Here is a 19,128-nt window from a genome sequence, read left to right on the forward strand (position 1 = left end):
TCGTTATAACGGCGATAAGTTTAGGAAGAACCGCTGCAACCAGCCCATGTTCTGCGCTTCATTGATGTAGCCGTTACCCACGTATTCGATGCGCGCATCTGCCACCTGCGTGGAGATAACGGCGTTTGCACCACTGATGGTGCGCGGGTTGACCACACCGGAGAACCGGATGAATTCGGTTCCCTGATTAATTTCGATTTGTTTTTCACCGACAACTTTCAGGTTGCCGTTAGCCAGCACTTCCGCGACCGTCACGGTCAGGGTGCCGCTGAAGGTGTTATTGGCTGCTGCGCCGCCTTTACCGGCGAAGGTATTGGCACCGGACATATCCAGATCGGCGCGGGCATTGCCGAACAGCCCTTCCAGGTAGCGCGGCGTAGTGGCGGCGCCAAAGGTGGTTGACCCGTTGCGGCTGGCGTTCGCCGAGGAGCTTTTGCTCGCACTGACGTTTTCCTGCAAGACGATAGTCAGAGTATCCCCGATGTTACGTGGACGGCGGTCTTCAAACAGAGGCTGATAACCGTAGTTCATCGGCTGAACGGACTGGAAAATCGAACCGTTAGGCACCGGCGGTGCGGCGGGCGCAGGGGTCGCTGTGGTGGTTCCGGGTACCAGCGGGGTATGCGGCATATACGCGCAGCCGTTCGCCAGTAACGTGATTAACAGCGGCAGCACCAGCTTGCCTGGTCGGTCTGTATAAGAAGTCATTACCGACGTTATTTTTTTGCTCACCACAGTTTCGCCTTAAAAAAATCGACCTGGTAGGGATCTGAACCGGTTCAGGACTGATGCCGTCAGGCCCCAGTCCTCTTGTTTTTTGTGGCTGCCCGAACCCGCGACAGCCACTTTCACTTTGTTGTTACGTACTAAAAGTAATGACGTACAAAAAGTTGTTACGTACTAAAAGTTATGACGAATTGAAAACTTACAGCTGCGAAAGTTTCTGCAGCATTTCATCCGAGGTCGACACGGCTTTACTGTTGATTTCGTAAGCGCGCTGCGTCTGGATCATGTTGACCAGCTCTTCCGCCACGTTGACGTTCGAGGTTTCGACATAACCCTGATACAACAGGCCGGCACCGTTAAGTCCCGGAGTACTTTCGGTTGGCGCGCCGGAGCTCTGGGTTTCCTGATAAAGGTTTTCACCCATGGATTCCAGACCGCTGTTGTTGATGAAGGTGCTCAGCGTCAGCTGGCCGACTTGTTGTGCCGCCGTCTGCCCCTGCTGGGTCACGCTGACGATACCGTCACGACCGACCGTCATGCTCAGCGCATTGGTCGGAATAGTGATGGCCGGGATCACCTGATAGCCGCTCGACGTCACCAGCTGACCGTTCTGATCCACCTGGAAAGAACCGTCGCGGGTATACGCGGTGGTACCGTCCGGCAGCTGCACCTGGAAGAAACCTTCGCCTTTGATGGCGATGTCTTTACTGTTGCTGGTCTGCGACAGGTTGCCCTGTGAGAACAGACGTTCAGTAGAAACCGGACGCACACCGGTACCAATCTGCAAACCCGATGGCAGGTTGGTCTGCTCAGAAGACTGCGCACCTGGCTGGCGGACTGTCTGATAAAGCAGGTCTTCAAATACCGCACGCTGGCGTTTAAAGCCGTTGGTGCTGACGTTCGCCAGGTTGTTGGCGATGACGTCCATGTTGGTCTGCTGGGCATCCAGACCGGTTTTCGCAATATACAGCGATGGGATCATGTCATTACTCCTCTGCCATCATCAGCTCATTGACAGCAGATTGTTGGCACTCTGTTCATTTTCATCGACGCTGTGGATGACTTTCATTTGCATCTCAAAGCGGCGGGCGTTGGCAATCATGTCGACCATGGTCGAGACCGGATCCGCGTTGCTGCCTTCAAGTGTTCCCGGCATCACGTGAATCGTCGGGTCGGCCTGTAGAGCGGCACCCCGCGCCAGCGCCGTGGCCGGGGTCGGACGGAACATGCCGTCGTCGCCACGGGTCACTTCGCTGTTTGCGGCTTTCACCAGCTTGAGCTTACCGAGCTGCCCCATGGTGTTCGGGTCAGCGCCGGCTTCGAGCACGGCGATAGTGCCGTCCGCAGAAATCGTCAGCTGTGAATTCGGCGGAACCTCGATCGGGCCGTTATCCCCCATCACCGGATGACCTTGTACGGTCAGCTGGTTAGTCGGTGACACCTGCATGTCGCCGTTACGGGTATAAGCTTCAGTGCCATCAGGCATCTGCACCGCAAGGAAACCGTCCTGCTGTAAAGCCACATCCAGCGGACGGCCGGTGTAGTTAAGTTTGCCTTGCGTCATGTCTGCGCCCGGCGTGGACGCCGTGACCAGCGTACGGGTCGGCAGGCTTTGACCTTCCACCGGCACCGCGCGCATGGCTAAAAGTTGCGAGCGAAAGCCGGGTGTATTGGCGTTAGCAAGGTTGCTTGACGTGACCGACTGCTGAACCAGTGTCTGGCTCGCTGCGCCGCTCGCGGTGTAGATAGCGTGATCCATAGTGCTGCCCTGTTCTCAAAGTAAAATAGAGCGTCTTAACGCAGGTTAACCAGCGTGTTCAGGATGGAGTCCTGAGTTTTGATGGTTTGCGCGTTCGACTGATAGTTACGCTGAGCAACGATCATGTTCACCAGTTCAGCACTCAGATCGACGTTGGAAGATTCCAGCGCCCCACTGGTCATGCTGGCAAAACCACCCGCGCCTGCCACACCGTTAACGGCCTGACCGGAAGAAGACGTTGCCGTCCACACGTTGTTCCCTTCAGATTGCAGGCCTTCCGGGTTAGAGAATGAGCTCAGGACAATCTGTCCCAGCAGCTGCGTTTTCTGGTTGGAGTAAGTCCCGGTGATGGTGCCGTCATCATTGATGGTGTAGCCGGTCATCTGACCCGCGGCGTAACCGTCCTGCGTCAGGGAACCGATGCTGTCGCTGCCGGTGCTCTGCTGGATACTGCCGGTGAAGTTCAGGCCAACAGACTGCGGCGTCACGGTGCCGTTGGTGGAGGTATTCATCACGATCGGCAGGGAACCGTCAGCATTGACAGTGCCGTCAGCCTGGGTTGCGCTGGCGAGTGCGCCGCTGGTATCAAATTGCAGCGTACCCATTTTGGTGGCGGCAGAACCGGCCACACTGCTGTCGAGTGAGTACAAATCCCAGTTGTTAGACGCGGTTTTCACGAAGTACACGTTGTTATCGTGCGCGTTACCCTGAGAGTCATAGGTGGTGATGCTGTTGACGTAGTTGTACGTGGTGTCGTCGTTAGCATTGAACGTCTTCGCTGCCGGAATAGCCGTGTCAGTAGAGTTCAGGTTAGCGACCATGGTGGCTGCGGTAGTGGCTTTCGCACTCATCATGGTGGTCGGAACGCTCAGCGCGGTAGGCTGCGCACCGGCGGCGATGGTCGGTGGCGTACCCGTTGCCGGATAGCCTGTCACGCTCAGACCCTGCGAGTTCACCAGATTGCGGTTAGCATCAAGGGAGAACTGGCCGTTACGCGAGTAATAAACCGTGCCGCTGCTGTCGGCCAGACGGAAGAAACCGTTGCCGCTCAGCGCCACGTCCAGGCCACGTGAAGTGTTGGTCGTGGTGCCATCGTTAAAGTTTTGCGTAACAGCCGCGACTTTAACGCCCATGCCTGCCTGAGAACCGGCAAACATATCGGCGAAAGAAGCGGTCGCCGTTTTGAACCCCACGGTGGCGGAGTTGGCGATGTTGTTACCGATCACGTCCAGGTCGGTGGATGCCGCGCTCAGGCCGCTGACTGCTTGGGAAAAGCTCATGTTAGCTCCATTTTTCTGTGTGTAGTTGCTGCATGAAGTTAAGGATTTCAGCTCTTCTTCCTGCAAAGGAAGTGAGCCAACGGCTTATAAAATCTGGCGAACTGAATCGACGGAAGCGGTTCCCCGCACCCCGAGATCCAGCGCCGTGGTGCCTGATGAACTGGTGGTGACACCATTGACCAGCGCATAGTTAAGCGGTGTCGCGACCATTTGCTGTCCGTTGTTCAGGGCATTGATGCTGAAGGTGTAGCCGCCATCCGGTGCTTTGGTGCCATCGTCCTGCGTGCCATCCCAGGTATAACTGTGAACACCGGCGGTCTGGCCTCCCAGCGAGATGGTTTTCACCACTTTGCCGGTGGAATCGCTGACGGTGGCCGTGGTGGTATCGGACGCTGTTTCCAGCTCAAAACCGAATGGCGTGGTGCTGACGGTGCCGTCAGTGTCACTGCCGACCAGAATGGCGCTGCCGGATACCATGACGCCGTGACCAATCAGGGAGCTGGCCTGTACGGAAGAACCGCTGGTGATTTGTCCCGAAATGCTGCCGAGTGTGGTGTTGAGTTTTTCAATCCCGCTCACGGTGCTGATCTGTGCCAGCTGACTGGTCAGCTGACTGTTATCCATCGGGTTGGTCGGATCCTGGTTTTTCAGCTGTGCGACTAACAGCGTCAGAAAACTGCTGGATAAATCATCGGCAGAACTGGCGCCCGTAGTGGACGAACCGCCAGAACTGGTGCTGGTGATCGTGGTGTTGTCTGTGGTGTCATTAATCGACGTGGTAATGGCCATGTTTCGCTCCGCTATTGCCCCAGAGTGAGGGTTTTCATCATCAACGACTTGGTGGTGTTAAGCACTTCGACGTTGGCCTGATAACTGCGGGAAGCGGAGATGGTGTTCACCATTTCGCTGACCACATCTACGTTTGGCATCTTCACATAGCCCTTGGCATCCGCCATCGGATTGCCCGGCTGGAAGACCAGGCGGTCCGGAGACGGATCATCAACGACCTGCGCCACTTTCACGCCGCCCGTTTCCTGCCCCGGTGCCGCATCCACCTGAAAAACAACCTGCTTCGCTTTGTACGGCTGGCCATCAGGGCCGGTCACACTGTCGGCGTTGGCCATGTTACTGGCGCTGACGTTAAGGCGCTGAGACTGCGCGGCAAGCGCAGAACCGGCGATATCAAAAATACCGAGCATTGACATGGGTTATTATCCTTGCAGCACCGACATCATCCCTTTGATCTGGCCGCCGAGGACGGTCAAATCGGTCTGATAGCGCACGCTGTTATCCGCGAAATTAGTACGTTCACGATCCATATCGACCGTGTTACCGTCGGCTGACGGCTGGTCAGGGATCCGATACATCAGATCCATATCTGCAGGCTGGACGTTCGACGCCGGAATATGGCGATCGGATGTCAACGCTAAAGACATACCGCTGCCACTCGCGCGCCCCTGCTCCATCACCTTCTGCAACTGACTGGCGAAATCGATATCGCGCGCCTGATACCCTGGGGTGTCGGCGTTGGCAATATTGGCTGAAAGTATTTCTTGCCGCTGGGCACGCAGGTTGAGCGCTTCCTGTTGGAACTGTAGTGCGGCGTTCAATTTGTCGAGCATGCGCCCTCCGCAAAGTGAGATTTTGGAGTCGACAGCATAAATGCGAGTGTCAACTGCCTATCGTCTGAATAAGCGCAAAATCGTCCGCTATTTGTTCCTTTAGGAATTGAAAAGTGCGCGTAGACTTGTCACCAGTAGTAAGTTGGCACAAAGGTGAATTGCGTATGAACAGGCAGAGAATCCGTCGTTTCGGTATCACACTGGGCTGCATCTTTTTGGGTGCGACATCCGGTGCGGCGAGTTATGCACAGTCTGTGCCCGTGAAAAACGAGCAGGTCACAAGCGTGCCAGCTTCGGCGAACAGCGATACACTGCTGTCCTCGCAAATCCAGCAGTTCTTCCGCCAGCAATATTCGCAAAGCGGAATGCAGGTGACGGTGCTGGTCACCACACCTGCGGCGCGTCAGCCCCAGTGTTTGTCACCACAATTTATGCTTTCGCCCAACAGCCGTACCTGGGGCAATGTGTCAGTGGCGGTGAACTGTAACGGGCAAAAGAGTTATGTGCAGACCAAGGTACAGGTCAGCGGCACCTACTGGGTCGCGGCGAAAAATGTGCCGTCGGGCGCGCATCTGGCAGAAACGGATTTGCAGCAAAAAACAGGCCGTTTGGATTTATTGCCACCGAAGGCCATTCTCGACAGCAAACAGGCGATTAACGGCATTACGCTGCGCAATATCAGCATTGGTCAGCCGTTAACGCTTTCGATGTTACGACGTCCGTGGATGGTGCATGCAGGACAGGAAGTGCAGGTTCAGGCAACAGGCAGTGGATTCAATGTGTCGAGTGCCGGAAAGGCGATGAATAATGCAGCAGCGAATGACTCGGTGCGGATCAGAATGCCGTCAGGCGTGATTGTGAACGGGATGGTCGGCCCGGACGGCTCTGTGACAGTGGAGATTTAACCCTGTATTGCAACCACTTTTGGACAAAAAGTTGCAATAAAGGCTAAAGTTATTTCGCCACATGTCGATAACAAACGTATCAGAGTCGTCTCACGACGGCATTTTTAGGGTTTTTGTGTTAATTAACAGCCCTGAATACCCTAACCGGAGAAAAGATTATGGCTATCGATCGCACGCAAGGTGTTTCACCTTTAACTTCGATCCAGCAGCGCGATCCTTCTGAAGCTTCTGTTCAGACTGCGCGCAAAGAAGGCACCGTTTCTGGCACCACCACCAGCGGTACGGCGGTGACCCTGAGTTCAGCGCAAGCGTCTCTGACTCAGTCCAGTGCTCAGGACATCAACACGGCACGTGTCGACGAACTGAAACAAGCTATCCGTGATGGCAAACTGACCATGGATACCGGCAAAATTGCCGATGCTTTGTTGCAGGACACGCAGGATTATCTCAAAGGTCTTTAAACTGAGGCTTCAGGATTAAAGACGATAGTTGGAAGGTATTAAGGCCCGATGAAGAACTTTATCAAGACCATGACTACCTTGGTTGAAACGTTGCAAGCTCTGGATCAAGTGATTAATCACGAACAAACGATACTTTGCTCGGGCCGCGTTAATGGTGCTGCCCTGCAACATATCACCGAGCAGAAAAGCTCACTGTTAGCTACGGTAGACTATCTTGATAAGCAGCGTCGTCAGCATGACGAGCGCCTGAAACAAAATGCCCCCTACTTAGATCCACAAGGGCAGCGTCAGCCGGAAATCACGGCAATGTGGGAAGAAGTCGTGCAACTGACCACTAAACTGAGTCAGATCAATCGCCATAACGGCATGTTACTGGGCAAACAAATTGCCTATAACACCGAGGCGCTGGCTATTCTCAATGCCAGCCAGACGCAGAAATTCTACGGACCGAACGGGCAGGAAACCGTGTCGGGGCAAACCGTACGCAAGATCTCTGTGTAGAGCCAGACGGGGGGAAACGCTTTCCCCTCAGCACGTCTCCCGTTCGCCAATTCATTTCCACGAAATTTATACCAAACCCGCCAGCTGCTCTAATGTCGCCGGGTCTTTTTCGACCAGCTTTATCAGCAAAATGGCCTGACGGTTAGGTTTCGCTCTGCCCTGTTCCCAGTTCTGATAGGTTGTCAGCGCGGTTTGCAGGTAATAGGCAAATACCGCCTGCGAAATATTCAGGTTCTCCCGAATCTCTTTTAATTCCACCGCGCTCAGTCTCACTTCACGATCGACAGTTCTTTCCACCGTTTTAAGCGTACGCTTACCCTGACCGGCTTCACCCCATGCATTCAGGCCATCCGCAATCTCAGCAAACAGATCCCGTTTCATTGTCATTCTTGTTTCGCCTTATGCTGTTTCAACAGCAGTCCTAACATCTTTTTTTGCGCGAATGTCAGGTCATTCACTTCGCTTTTTCCATACACCGTAATGAGAAGAAAATGCGATTTTGCGACCCACCAGTAATAAATAATCCTCGTACCACCCCGCTGGCCTTTATTCCTCTGACGATCAAGAAACCGAAGTTTGCGTAATCCCCCGGTATGCATAATCACATCCCCGCAAGTGGGGAAAAGCAATAACGCATTTTGCAGGATCCGATATTCATCGTCGGACATATACGCCGAACGGTTTGCTTCAAAAGCGGGTAATTCAACAAATATAGCTTTCATCCATGCCCCTGAGCTTCCCTATACTGTGCCATAACTGTCCCCATGTAAAGGACAGTTGAAGACGTTGAGTGACAACAGGCGCAACAATAGCGGAATGCTTAATGGCTGCTAACTACCAATAGCCAGAGACGGGATACTGCTTCCAGAAGGATTTTTGAAGTTTCAGTCGTTGCAGATGCCTTGCGCTTCTTCACAGAAAAAAACGTCAGGCAGCAAAATTGCTGGGGGGATATATGATTGCGCGGAGAGCCCGCGCAGTTTGAAGGGGGAAAGGCTTTAACTCAGGCCGGGCACATCAAAGCCGGGCGTGACCGACAGCAGCATCCGCACCTGTTTTACCAGTTCGCTCATGCAGTCATCACGCATGCCGTAATTGTTGAGCTCTTTTTCCAGGGCAAACAAATACTGTGCGTTGGTGCCAAGCGGACCACTGGCCTGCGCAATCAGGGGCGCGATAACCTGATAATCGGTATCCGCTTCGTACTGAGGGTGTGAGGAGTCCATGATAAACACCAGCGCTGTCACCGTGCGACCATCATCGAGTTCTAACTCGCACCAGGTCGGACGATAGCAACCGGTCAGCATTTCACGCTTCCACAGCAATTCGAGTTCTTCGTGCAGTTTGTCTTCCGGCAGACGGAATGCCAGCCCGGTGGTCTGCCCGCCATCACGCAGCGCCAGCATGCGGCCCGGTTGCGCATGGGTTCCGCGCCCTGAAGTCAGACGTAAGCAGAAGGCACGGTGATAGCCGCGCAAAATCGCAGGCCGCGCCTCTTCGGAATCGAAAACCGGATTCCACATCAGCGAACCGTAGCCAAAAATCCAGACGGGGCTGTTACCGGGGCGACGCGCCAGTGTGCAGCTCAGTGAGGCGGCACGTTGTTCAGGGGTCAGGAGCATCGATTCGTCAATGCTGCCGAATGCTGTTTTACAATCTGCGTTACGCAGGAAATCTCGAGTTAACATTCATTCCCCCTTTGGTACGACTTACTTTTGAACATGCCATGCTGTTGACGCTGTGTTCTCCGCTATCGTGGTTGTGGACTGATCAGGTTATCGGAAAGTTTTCGCCTTAACTTGAGGCGCTGACAGGGTTGATTCGGAATTTTATTATCACCCTGTCTGATGAAACCTTATTCGTTTCTTTCGTTGCAATCAAGATTGAGAGCGATCACAAAACGAAAATAAAATGATTATTTTGTGAACATTGTAAGAAGGTTGACATTTAAGAGGGAAATGACAGCAAAACAGGCAGGATACAGGCGGGAATGTGAGAGATAACGGGTCAGGCATTCCCCGACCCTCCGCCGGACATCAGGATTTTTTAGGATGCCATTTGTCGTCATCGCCTTTTTTATAACTGTGTTTTACCGCGGCCCACGCGACTTTGTGCGCGGTCTCTTCCCGGGAATCATCACCCTGACGATCTTTTGGCTTTGCATACTCATCCCACGCGCTGTTAAAGGCTTCTTTATAGATGTCTTGCGCATGTGCCGGAAGAACATGACGAACAGAGTCAGGCAACGCTGAGCGGTTCTGATAAGGCATAACTTGCTCCTTTTTCATGGCGTTCATGATCGTTACATTTAATGTGTGCGGTTCAGGCACACAGGGGTAAGTCTAGCTGCTAACCTCAGGTGACTCAGCCAGATTATTCCAAATCTCAGCCTGCGGGCTAAAAAACGCCAGATTTCTCCGATTTTTCATGTGGGTATAGGGATTATTTACAAAAATTGACGCATTACCCGCATAAACCCATTATTAAAAATCAAGCCATTGTTTTTATTATGTTTAAATAATTAACAATGAAAATTAAGTTGAGATTAAACTGACATTTATTTGATTCATGCAACAAAAAATAGCTGTCATAACAGTTTTTATAGATGAGTCATGATAATAAACTGTTAACAGATTAATTTATCTACTATACTTAACGGGTTACAATTTTATGCTGCTATGCATTTTGCTTACAACCGACAGACAGGCGGTTGTAAATTCGTGAGTGTTTATAAGGAGAATAATCATCATGGTGTCTTCACAGGAACATCCAAAAGTAAAAACCCGCCATCAGGAATACTCCCTGATTTTCCCTATTGCTGCCCTTATCGTTCTCGTCTTCTGGGGCAACAGCAGTAACTTTGCCTCAGTCGTCGGCATCAATTTAATCGCGCTGATCGGTATTCTCGCCAGCGCCTTCAGCGTAGTACGTCACGCCGATGTCCTGGCACACCGTCTGGGCGAACCTTACGGCTCACTCATCCTCAGCCTTTCAGTGGTCATCCTCGAAGTCAGTCTGATTTCGGCCCTGATGGCGACAGGCGATGCCGCTCCGGCGCTGATGCGTGACACCTTATTCTCGATCATCATGATTGTTACTGCCGGTCTGGTCGGCGTTGCCCTGCTGCTTGGTGGTCGTAAATTTGCCACCCAGTATGTCAATCTCGGTGGTATCAAACAGTATCTGATGGCGATTTTCCCGCTGGCGGTGATCGTTCTCGTTCTGCCTGCCGCCCTGCCCGCTGGCAACTTCTCCACGCCACAGGCGTTGTTCGTTGCGGTAATTTCAGCGGCGATGTACGGCGTATTTCTGCTTATTCAGACCAAAACTCACCAGAGTCTGTTTATTTACGAGCATGAAGATGAAGGCGAAGAAGATGGACACGGAAAACCGTCTTCAAAGAGTAATCTGACGCACACACTGTGGCTGATTGTCCATCTGGTGCTGGTCATTGCTGTTACCAAATTCAATGCTAACCCGCTGGAAAGTCTGCTGACCGAACTGAACGCCCCTGCGCAGTTCACCGGCTTCCTGGTCGCGTTGCTTATTCTTTCTCCTGAAGGTCTGGGTGCCCTGAAAGCGGTACTGAAGAATCAGGTACAGCGTGCCATGAATTTATTCTTCGGATCCGTGCTGGCAACGATCTCACTGACCGTTCCTGCGGTCACCGTGATTGCCACCCTGACCGGTCAGGAACTGATTTTCAGCCTGGCGCCAGCCAACATTGTGGTGATGCTGGCGGTTATGATCCTGTGCCAGATATCGTTCTCGACCGGGCGTACCAATGTGCTTAATGGTACTGCGCACCTGGCGTTGTTCTGTGCGTATATGATGCTGATAATGCTGTAACAACAAGACCTTGGGTTGCCACCCAAACTGGCCTCAAGGTCAAGGTCAAGGTCGTGGGCGTCGGCCCACACCGACTTTGGTCAAGGTCAAGTTCAACACCTTGGGTTGCCACCCAAACTGGCCCTAAGAGGCGCCTGTCGCCGCGCCTCTTAGGAATCTCCGGCTCTTTCACTGCGCGCTCCGCTCGCTGGCTATGTTTCAGGTATCGCAGCGACAGGCTGGAAATCTTGCCGCTGCGCGGTTCCTTCATTTCGGGATTGCAGCCTTGGGTCTGCAACCTCTCATTCAGCAAGATTTCTGAATCGCCCGCACGATCTTAAATTCAAAAACGAAATGGATTTATCTTTGCTCCTCCCCCTGCGAAGGGGGAGGTCGGGAGGGGGTTTTAAGGGCTAACACGGTTCTGAGTAAACCTTAACGCTTTGATCTGGATTTAATACCCCACCCCAACCCTCCCCTTCGCAGGGGAGGGAGTTTTGTGGTTGTCACTGCGGTTTATGAAACTTTGGGTCTAGCGGAAGCGTCGGGGAAAAGCCGACGGTCTTGAAGTTGAATTTAAGGTTAATCAACCTCAACCTCAACCTCGCCCTCAGATCTCCCCTTTTTTCTTCTTGTTCCTGATCACCAGCCAGCTAATCAACGCCATCACGCAGCCGATAAAGATAAACCAGATGCCCAGCATCAGTTGGGGTGCCATTTCTCCCGGCGGGGTTTCAGGGCTGCCGACCACTAAACCGTGGATAGTGGCAACAATGCCGATCACCAGCAGAATCAGGCTGTTGCGAAGTAAACGGCGGGCTACGGTCATGGGTTGTCTTGGGGTGGCCATCAGATGCGTCCTTGAGCAATAAAAAAAAGATAAGGGCGCATCATAGCGCCCTTCGTTTTTATGTCAAAACCGTCATTTCACAATTCGTGAAGGTCAATCAGCGACGATTACGTACCAGCTGATAACGACGGGTCAGATATTCCACCGGCGCGCTCCAGATATGCACCAGACGGCAGAACGGGAACAGCAGGAATAAGGTCATACCCAGCACCAGATGCACGCGGAAGATAAATGCTACGCCGTCCAGATGCGCTGCCGCACCGCCACGGAATGTCACGACCGACTGCGCCCAGCCGACCAGTTTCATCATTTCGCTGCCGTCCATATGCTGTGCAGAGAACGGAATGGTGCTCAGACCCAACGCACATTGCACCACCAGCAGAATGATGATCATGATGTCACCAAAGCTGGACGTCGCACGCACACGCTCGTTGCTCAGACGACGCCACACCAGCATACCGCCGCCGATCAGGGTCATCACACCACACGCGCCACCCGCCCACATCGCCATTTGCTGTTTCACCGGCACCGGCAGGAAGGATTCATACATCCAGTGCGGCGTCAGCATCCCGAAGGCATGACCGGCGATAATGCCGAGAATACCGACGTGGAACAACGGCGAGGCAATGCGCAGCGTTTTCTTCTCCAGCAACTGGCTGGAGCCCGCACGCCAGCTGTACTGACCGTAGTCATAACGCAGCCAGCTGCCGACCAGAAATACCGTGCCGCACAGATACGGATAGATATTGAAAAAGAAGTTGTTGAGGAAGTCGGTCATTTGCGTGGTTCCCCCGCAGGCATTTCATCAAGGTTCAGATACTGTGGTGCGACCGCACCGGCAAAGCGTTTCTGGTGCGCGGCTTCTTCACCCGACGCACAACTTTGCTCACCGAGGAACTTGATTTGTTCCTCTTCCCATACCGCATCCAGCGCGGCAGGCGTGTCATCACGGGCTTCCTGTTTAATCCCTTCACGCACCGTTGCGGTGGCGATATCACTGCCGGACATCGCCAGCAGTAAATCAAACAGTTCGGCGTAATGGCTGTCACGCTCCTGCAAACGGGCACTCAGCAAGGCCAGGATTGGCGCGATATCGCGCAGGCCGTCGCGGGCCTGTTGTTCGTCACGCGTGGTGAGATATTCCAGGTAAAGCGGCAGATAATCGGGCAGCTCACGGCTGTCAATTTCCAGCCCGGCTTCGCGATATTGCGCCATCAGATCAACCATTGCCTGACCGCGGTCACGGGATTCGCCATGCACGTGCTCAAACAACAGTAACGATGTGGCGCGGCCGCGATCGAACAAACCGGTATACGCCGACTGCGCATCCAGCAGATCCCTTTTACAGAAATCCGTGATGTACAGCGCCAGATCCAGACGCTGTTCTGCGTTCAGTTCAGCAGACTGAGTCACCGCCTCGAGAAGCTCCATCTTGTGTTCCCACAAGTCTTCGGACGGATAATCCAGCAGCAGGCCGATGATGCGTAAACTGTTCATTAGCCCTTCCTTTCTGTTTTCGCGCCGATGTCGATGGCATCAATGCGTTTGCTGTTGAACAGATTGAATTTGCTGTCGCTGCCGTGACAACCGTCACCGAAGCTGAAACCACAACCCTTGGCTTCCGGGAAGGCTTCCCGCGCCTGTTCACGATGGCTGGATGGCACCACGAAACGGTCTTCGTAGTTGGCAATCGCCAGATAGCGGTACATCTCTTCCGCCTGCGCCGCAGACAATCCGACCTGCTCCAGCGCGCTGGTATCCGTGATGCCGTCAACCGTTTCAGCACGTTTGAAGTGACGCATCGCCAGCATACGTTTCAGCGCACGCAGCACCGGTGCGGTGTCGCCCGCCGTCAGCAGGTTCGCCAGATATTGCACAGGAATACGCAGACTTTCGACGTCCGGCAGCACGCCGCTGTGCGGTAAAGCACCGGCGTCGGCAGCGGACTGGATCGGAGACAGCGGCGGCACGTACCAGACCATCGGCAATGTGCGGTATTCCGGATGCAGCGGCAGTGCCAGCTTCCATTCAATCGCCATTTTATAGACCGGCGACTGGCGCGCAGCGTCCATCACGGAAAGCGGAATGCCGTCTTTTTCAGCCTGAGCGATCACTTCAGGATCGTTCGGATCGAGGAAGATGCTCATCTGGCTTTCGTAGAGATCTTTATCGTTCTCAACTGACGCGGCTTCGGCAATACGGTCGGCGTCATACAACACCACGCCGAGATAGCGGATACGGCCGACGCAGGTTTCGGAACAGACCGTTGGCTGGCCCGCTTCGATGCGCGGATAACAGAAAATACATTTTTCTGATTTGCCGCTTTTCCAGTTGAAGTAGATTTTTTTGTACGGACAGCCGGTCAGGCACATGCGCCAGCCGCGGCATTTGTCCTGGTCGATCAGCACGATGCCGTCTTCGCCGCGCTTATAAATCGCACCGCTCGGACAGGTCGCCACACACGCCGGGTTCAGGCAGTGTTCGCACAGACGCGGCAGGTAAGCCATAAAGGTATTTTCGAACTCGCCGTACATTTCTTTCTGCATATTGGCGAAGTTCTGATCGGCAGAACGTTTGCTGAACTCGGTGCCCAGATCGTCTTCCCAGTTCGGGCCGCCGGTAATTTTCTTCATGCGTTTGCCGGTCAGCAGCGAACGCGGACGGGCTACCGGCTGATGTTTACTGTCTTTTGCGGTGTGCAGATGCTGATAATCAAAATCAAACGGCTCGTAATAATCATCGATTTCCGGCATATGCGGGTTGGCGAAGATTTTATGCAGCAGGTTGGCTTTGTTGCCCATACGCGGCTGCAGTTTGCCGTTGATTTTGCGGATCCAGCCGCCCTTCCATTTTTCCTGGTTTTCCCAGTCGTGCGGATAACCCAGACCCGGTTTGGTTTCCACGTTATTGAACCACGCGTATTCCATCCCTTCGCGGCTGGTCCAGACGTTTTTACAGGTCACGGAACAGGTGTGGCAGCCAATGCATTTGTCGAGATTCAGCACCATGCCGACTTGTGAACGAATTTTCATTTGGCTTTCTCCTGTTGCACGGCGTCCTGCACGTAGTCATTGCCTTCATCGTCTAACCAGTCGATGCGGTTCATTTTGCGCACAATCACGAATTCATCGCGGTTAGAACCGACCGTGCCGTAGTAGTTGAAACCGTATGCCAGCTGCGCATAGCCGCCGATCATGTGAGTCGGTTTCGGGCAAACGCGGGTAACGGAGTTGTGAATACCGCCGCGCTGCTGGCTGATTTCAGAGCCCGGAATATTCACGATGCGTTCCTGCGCGTGATACATCATGGTCATCCCCGCCGGTACGCGCTGGCTGACCACCGCACGGGCGCTCAGTGAACCATTGGCGTTGAACGCTTCGATCCAGTCGTTATCTTCGATACCCAGTTTTGTCGCATCGTCTTCACTCAGCCAGACAATCGGGCCGCCGCGACCTAGGGTCAGCATCAGCAGGTTGTCGCTGTAGGTGGAGTGAATGCCCCATTTCTGGTGCGGCGTCAGGAAGTTCAGCGCCATTTCCGGATTACCGTTCGGTTTCGCATTCAGCAACGGCTGCGCCGCGCGGGTGTCGATTGGCGGACGGTACACCAGCAGGCTTTCACCGAACGCACGCATCCACGCGTGATCCTGATAAATCTGCTGACGGCCGGACAGCGTGCGCCATGGGATCAGCTCATGCACGTTGGTGTAACAGGCGTTGTAAGAAACGTGTTCATCTTCCAGACCCGACCACGTCGGACTCGAGATGATTTTGCGCGGCTGCGCCTGAATATCGCGGAAACGGATTTTCTCGTCTTCTTTATTCAGCGCCAGATGCGTATGGTCGCGGCCGGTATTTTCGCTCAGCGCCGCCCAGGCTTTCACTGCCACCTGACCGTTGGTTTCCGGTGCCAGCGTCAGGATGACTTCTGCCGCATCAATCGCGGTGTTAATCATCGGCTGGCCTTTGGCGGTGCCATCCGCTTTGGTGTAATTCAGTTTTTTCAGTAAATCGACTTCGCTGTCGGTATTCCAGCTGATGCCTTTACCGCCGTTACCGAGTTTTTCCAGCAACGGACCGACCGACGTGAAGCGCTCGTAAGTATTCGGATAATCGCGTTCAACGGCCATCAGATGCGGTGCGGTACGCCCCGGGATCAGGTCACATTCCCCTTTTTTCCAGTCTTCCACGCCAAACGGCTGCGCCAGTTCAGCAGCGGAATCGTGCTGGATAGGCAACGTCACCACATCGGTTTCCACACCCAGATGGCCGACGCAGACGCGGGAGAATTCTTTGGCGATGCCTTTGTAGATTTCCCAGTCGCTTTTCGAATCCCAGGCAGGATCCACAGCCGCTGACAGCGGATGAATAAACGGATGCATATCCGACGTATTCATGTCGTCTTTTTCATACCAGGTCGCGGTTGGCAGAACGATGTCTGAATACAGGCAAGTGCTGGACATACGGAAATCAAGCGTCACCACCAGGTCCAGTTTGCCTTCGCCGCCCTGCGCCTGCCATTCGACTTCTTCCGGCATCACACCGCCCTGAATGCCTAAATCATCACCCTGAATACCGTGTTCAGTACCCAGCAGATATTTCAGCATGTACTCGTGGCCTTTACCGGAAGAACCCAGCAGGTTGGAGCGCCAGACGAACAGGTTGCGCGGGAAGTTCTGCGGATTGTCCGGCTGTTCAGAAGCAAAGCGCACGCTGCCTTCTTTCAGCGCTGCCACGGTGAAATCAGCCGGCGATAAACCGGCGGCTTTCGCCTGTTCCGCGATGCGCAGCGGGTTAACGCTCAGCTGTGGCGCAGACGGCAACCAGCCCATACGCTCGGCGCGCACGTTATAGTCGATCATGCTGCCGGTAAATTTGGATTTATCTGCCAGCGGGGACAACAGTTCCTGCGGCGCGACGGTTTCGTAACGCCACTGGCTGGAATGGTTATAGAAGAACGACGTGCTGTTCATCTGGCGTGGCGGACGCTGCCAGTCGAGGCCAAACGCCAGCGGCTGCCAGCCGGTTTGCGGACGCAGTTTTTCCTGTCCGACGTAGTGTGCCCAGCCGCCACCGCTCTGACCAACACAACCGCAGAAGATCAGCATGTTGATCAAACCGCGGTAGTTCATGTCGAGGTGATACCAGTGGTTCATCCCGGCACCGACGATGATCATCGAACGACCGTGGGTTTTGTTGGCGTTATCGGCAAATTCGTGCGCGATGCGCTCGATGTTCTGCTGAGAAACACCGGTAATTTTCTCGGCCCAGGCTGGCGTGTAGGCTTTGATTTCGTCATAGCTTTGCGCGCAGTTTTCATCGTTCAGGCCGCGTTCAATGCCGTAGTTCGCCAGCGTCAGGTCGTACACGCTGGCGACCAGACCGGTGCTGCCGTCTGCCAGTTGCAGGCGTTTGACCGGCAGTTTGTGCATCAGGATTTCATCCAGCGCGACGCTGTTGAAATGCTCGCTGACCGCGCCGCCGAAGTACGGATAACCCACGCTGACCACTTCGTCGTGATCGTCGAGCAGGCTCAGCTTCAGGCTGACGTCTTTATGTTCTTTCCCTTCGCGGGATTCCAGGTTCCACTGGCCTTTTTCACCCCAGCGGTAACCGATAGAACCTAACGGTGAAACCAGCTCGCCGGTGTTTTCGTCGAAGGCGATGGTTTTCCACTGCGGGTTATTTTCCTGACCGAGATTGTCCACCAGATCAGACGCACGCAGCATACGGCCTGCGGCATAGGAACCGTCTTCGCGTGGTTCCAGCATCACCAGCATCGGCATGTCGGTATAGCGACGCACGTAATCAGTGAAGTACTGACTTGGATTATCAATATGGAAGGATTTAAGGATCACATGACCCATTGCCAGCGCCAGCGCGCTGTCTGTGCCTTGTTTCGGTGCCAGCCACTGGTCGCAAATCTTAGCGATTTCGGCGTAATCCGGCGTAATGGCCACCGTTTTGGTGCCTTTGTAACGCACTTCGGTAAAGAAGTGAGCATCCGGCGTACGGGTCTGCGGAACGTTAGAACCCCAGGCGATAATATAAGAGGAGTTGTACCAGTCAGCCGATTCCGGCACGTCGGTCTGCTCGCCCCAGGTTTGCGGAGAAGCCGGTGGCAAATCGCAGTACCAGTCGTAGAAGCTCAGACACACGCCGCCGATCAGCGACAGATAACGAGCGCCGGATGCGTAAGACACCATCGACATCGCCGGAATTGGCGAGAAACCGATAATGCGGTCCGGGCCGAAAGTCTTGGCGGTATACACGTTGGACGCGGCAATCAGCTCATTCACTTCCTGCCAGCTTGAACGCACAAAACCACCGCGTCCGCGTGCGGCTTTATATTCTTTGGCTTTTTCCGGCTGATTAATGATCGAGCCCCATGCATCCACCGGATCGCTGTGTTTCAGCTTGGCTTCACGCCACAACTGGATCAGCTTTTTGCGCATCAGCGGATATTTCAGGCGGTTGGCGCTGTAGAGATACCAGGAATAGCTGGCACCACGCGGGCAGCCACGCGGCTCGTGATTCGGCAGGTCCGGACGGGTGCGCGGATAGTCGGTCTGCTGGGTTTCCCAGGTGACCAGACCGTTTTTAACGTAAATCTTCCAGCTGCATGAACCGGTGCAGTTCACACCGTGTGTGGATCGCACCACTTTGTCGTGCTGCCAGCGGCTGCGGTAGCCGTCTTCCCAGTCACGATTGGTATCCAGCGTCTGGCCGTGGCCGTCAGCAAAAGGTTCAGCTAGCTGTTTGAAATAGCGAAACCGGTCAAGAAACTTGCTCATCCGGAACTCTCCTGTGCAAAGGCTTATTTGCGCTTTGTCATTATGTGAATGGCGGGGAATACAACTTCATTGCTCGTGCCCGAAGTAATTGGAATTGCAGCAAGGCAGCAAACGAAGGGATCCCGATGAGCTGACACAAGTCAGTGATTCGGGTGACTGAGTGCTGCTAACGCTGCTGCTATTTCAAGTACAAAGGGGAAATTGGCCTCAGGGTATGCACGCGCGGGAGCTGCCTACTTGATTGCGATCAACCCCTTCGCGTCGTGTATTTTTTTACATAACGATAAATACCCCCAAAGAGGTATTAGCAATGGAGTCGCCATCTTATTGATTTACAATATTTAATTTTAAAACGGGTAAGGCGTTTAACGCAGGGAGAAAGGATATGGAAAATGAGGGGTAT

At 53.9% G+C, this 19,128-nt stretch carries 20 protein-coding genes; 4 read left to right on the forward strand and 16 right to left on the reverse strand.

Annotated features, from left to right (window positions below; genetic code table 11):
- Positions 1 to 3 precede the first annotated feature (3 nt).
- From ACJY2G_RS18685 to flgB, 7 genes are all read right to left on the reverse strand, one after another.
- Positions 4 to 708, reverse strand: a complete 705-nt coding sequence (locus ACJY2G_RS18685; protein ID WP_120163010.1) for a flagellar basal body L-ring protein FlgH — start codon at positions 706 to 708, stop codon at positions 4 to 6.
- Between the two features lie 217 nt (positions 709 to 925).
- Positions 926 to 1,708 (reverse strand): flagellar basal-body rod protein FlgG, encoded by a 783-nt coding sequence (gene flgG, locus ACJY2G_RS18690; RefSeq protein WP_120163011.1) that lies wholly within the window; start codon positions 1,706 to 1,708, stop codon positions 926 to 928.
- A gap of 21 nt (positions 1,709 to 1,729) precedes the next feature.
- Positions 1,730 to 2,485, reverse strand: a complete 756-nt coding sequence (locus ACJY2G_RS18695; protein ID WP_112289805.1) for a flagellar basal body rod protein FlgF — start codon at positions 2,483 to 2,485, stop codon at positions 1,730 to 1,732.
- A gap of 35 nt (positions 2,486 to 2,520) precedes the next feature.
- On the reverse strand, positions 2,521 to 3,765 hold the full coding sequence (gene flgE / locus ACJY2G_RS18700) for a flagellar hook protein FlgE (protein WP_112289804.1): 1,245 nt from the start codon (positions 3,763 to 3,765) through the stop codon (positions 2,521 to 2,523).
- A gap of 84 nt (positions 3,766 to 3,849) precedes the next feature.
- Positions 3,850 to 4,554 carry a flagellar hook assembly protein FlgD gene (flgD, locus tag ACJY2G_RS18705; RefSeq protein ID WP_112289802.1) on the reverse strand — a complete coding sequence of 235 codons (705 nt, stop codon included), beginning with the start codon at positions 4,552 to 4,554 and terminating at the stop codon, positions 3,850 to 3,852.
- 11 nt (positions 4,555 to 4,565) lie between these two features.
- Positions 4,566 to 4,970 (reverse strand): flagellar basal body rod protein FlgC, encoded by a 405-nt coding sequence (flgC, locus tag ACJY2G_RS18710; protein ID WP_112289801.1) that lies wholly within the window; start codon positions 4,968 to 4,970, stop codon positions 4,566 to 4,568.
- A 6-nt stretch (positions 4,971 to 4,976) separates the two neighbouring features.
- The gene (gene flgB, locus ACJY2G_RS18715; protein ID WP_112289799.1) at positions 4,977 to 5,387 is read right to left on the reverse strand and encodes a flagellar basal body rod protein FlgB; all 411 of its coding nucleotides are present in this window, start codon (positions 5,385 to 5,387) and stop codon (positions 4,977 to 4,979) included.
- A 164-nt stretch (positions 5,388 to 5,551) separates the two neighbouring features.
- Between flgB and flgA the strand changes: the two genes are divergently transcribed.
- The 3 genes from flgA (at position 5,552) to ACJY2G_RS18730 (ending at position 7,254) form a co-directional block, all read left to right on the forward strand.
- Entirely contained in the window at positions 5,552 to 6,292 is a 741-nt protein-coding gene (gene flgA / locus ACJY2G_RS18720; protein WP_165929041.1) for a flagellar basal body P-ring formation chaperone FlgA, read from the forward strand.
- Positions 6,293 to 6,450: 158 nt separating this feature from the next.
- The gene (gene flgM, locus ACJY2G_RS18725) at positions 6,451 to 6,753 is read left to right on the forward strand and encodes a flagellar biosynthesis anti-sigma factor FlgM (RefSeq protein WP_112289796.1); all 303 of its coding nucleotides are present in this window, start codon (positions 6,451 to 6,453) and stop codon (positions 6,751 to 6,753) included.
- A gap of 48 nt (positions 6,754 to 6,801) precedes the next feature.
- On the forward strand, positions 6,802 to 7,254 hold the full coding sequence (locus ACJY2G_RS18730) for a flagella synthesis protein FlgN (protein WP_112289795.1): 453 nt from the start codon (positions 6,802 to 6,804) through the stop codon (positions 7,252 to 7,254).
- A 66-nt stretch (positions 7,255 to 7,320) separates the two neighbouring features.
- Here the strand turns inward: ACJY2G_RS18730 and ACJY2G_RS18735 are convergent, their stop codons facing one another.
- The 4 genes from ACJY2G_RS18735 to chaB form a co-directional block, all read right to left on the reverse strand.
- Positions 7,321 to 7,635: a helix-turn-helix domain-containing protein gene (locus ACJY2G_RS18735; protein WP_425272813.1), complete on the reverse strand. Its 315-nt coding sequence runs from the start codon at positions 7,633 to 7,635 to the stop codon at positions 7,321 to 7,323.
- Between the two features lie 2 nt (positions 7,636 to 7,637).
- Positions 7,638 to 7,976: a toxin gene (locus ACJY2G_RS18740; protein ID WP_120163016.1), complete on the reverse strand. Its 339-nt coding sequence runs from the start codon at positions 7,974 to 7,976 to the stop codon at positions 7,638 to 7,640.
- A 276-nt stretch (positions 7,977 to 8,252) separates the two neighbouring features.
- Complete coding sequence (locus tag ACJY2G_RS18745; protein ID WP_430320113.1) at positions 8,253 to 8,942, reverse strand: gamma-glutamylcyclotransferase; 690 nt, start codon at positions 8,940 to 8,942, stop codon at positions 8,253 to 8,255.
- Positions 8,943 to 9,290: 348 nt separating this feature from the next.
- Positions 9,291 to 9,524 carry a putative cation transport regulator ChaB gene (chaB, locus tag ACJY2G_RS18750; protein ID WP_112289791.1) on the reverse strand — a complete coding sequence of 78 codons (234 nt, stop codon included), beginning with the start codon at positions 9,522 to 9,524 and terminating at the stop codon, positions 9,291 to 9,293.
- A 478-nt stretch (positions 9,525 to 10,002) separates the two neighbouring features.
- On the opposite strand from chaB, the gene chaA reads away from it, so the two are divergent.
- The gene (gene chaA, locus ACJY2G_RS18755; protein ID WP_120163017.1) at positions 10,003 to 11,103 is read left to right on the forward strand and encodes a sodium-potassium/proton antiporter ChaA; all 1,101 of its coding nucleotides are present in this window, start codon (positions 10,003 to 10,005) and stop codon (positions 11,101 to 11,103) included.
- 589 nt (positions 11,104 to 11,692) lie between these two features.
- Here the strand turns inward: chaA and ACJY2G_RS18760 are convergent.
- The 5 genes from ACJY2G_RS18760 to ACJY2G_RS18780 form a co-directional block, all read right to left on the reverse strand.
- Positions 11,693 to 11,932, reverse strand: coding sequence for a hypothetical protein (locus ACJY2G_RS18760; protein ID WP_112291735.1), 240 nt, complete (start codon positions 11,930 to 11,932; stop codon positions 11,693 to 11,695).
- Positions 11,933 to 12,029: 97 nt separating this feature from the next.
- The gene (gene narI, locus ACJY2G_RS18765; RefSeq protein WP_095922190.1) at positions 12,030 to 12,710 is read right to left on the reverse strand and encodes a respiratory nitrate reductase subunit gamma; all 681 of its coding nucleotides are present in this window, start codon (positions 12,708 to 12,710) and stop codon (positions 12,030 to 12,032) included.
- Positions 12,707 to 13,429, reverse strand: a complete 723-nt coding sequence (gene narJ / locus ACJY2G_RS18770) for a nitrate reductase molybdenum cofactor assembly chaperone (protein ID WP_430320112.1) — start codon at positions 13,427 to 13,429, stop codon at positions 12,707 to 12,709. The genes narI and narJ overlap by 4 nt, the downstream gene beginning before the upstream one ends.
- The gene (gene narH / locus ACJY2G_RS18775) at positions 13,429 to 14,964 is read right to left on the reverse strand and encodes a nitrate reductase subunit beta (protein ID WP_430320111.1); all 1,536 of its coding nucleotides are present in this window, start codon (positions 14,962 to 14,964) and stop codon (positions 13,429 to 13,431) included. The genes narJ and narH overlap by 1 nt, the downstream gene beginning before the upstream one ends.
- Positions 14,961 to 18,725, reverse strand: coding sequence for a nitrate reductase subunit alpha (locus tag ACJY2G_RS18780; RefSeq protein WP_439291991.1), 3,765 nt, complete (start codon positions 18,723 to 18,725; stop codon positions 14,961 to 14,963). Before ACJY2G_RS18780 ends, narH begins: the two co-directional genes overlap by 4 nt.
- Between the last annotated feature and the right edge of the window lie 403 nt (positions 18,726 to 19,128).

It is taken from the genome of Rahnella sp. ATs2, from assembly GCF_051851855.1.
Taxonomy (GTDB): domain Bacteria; phylum Pseudomonadota; class Gammaproteobacteria; order Enterobacterales; family Enterobacteriaceae; genus Rahnella; species Rahnella variigena.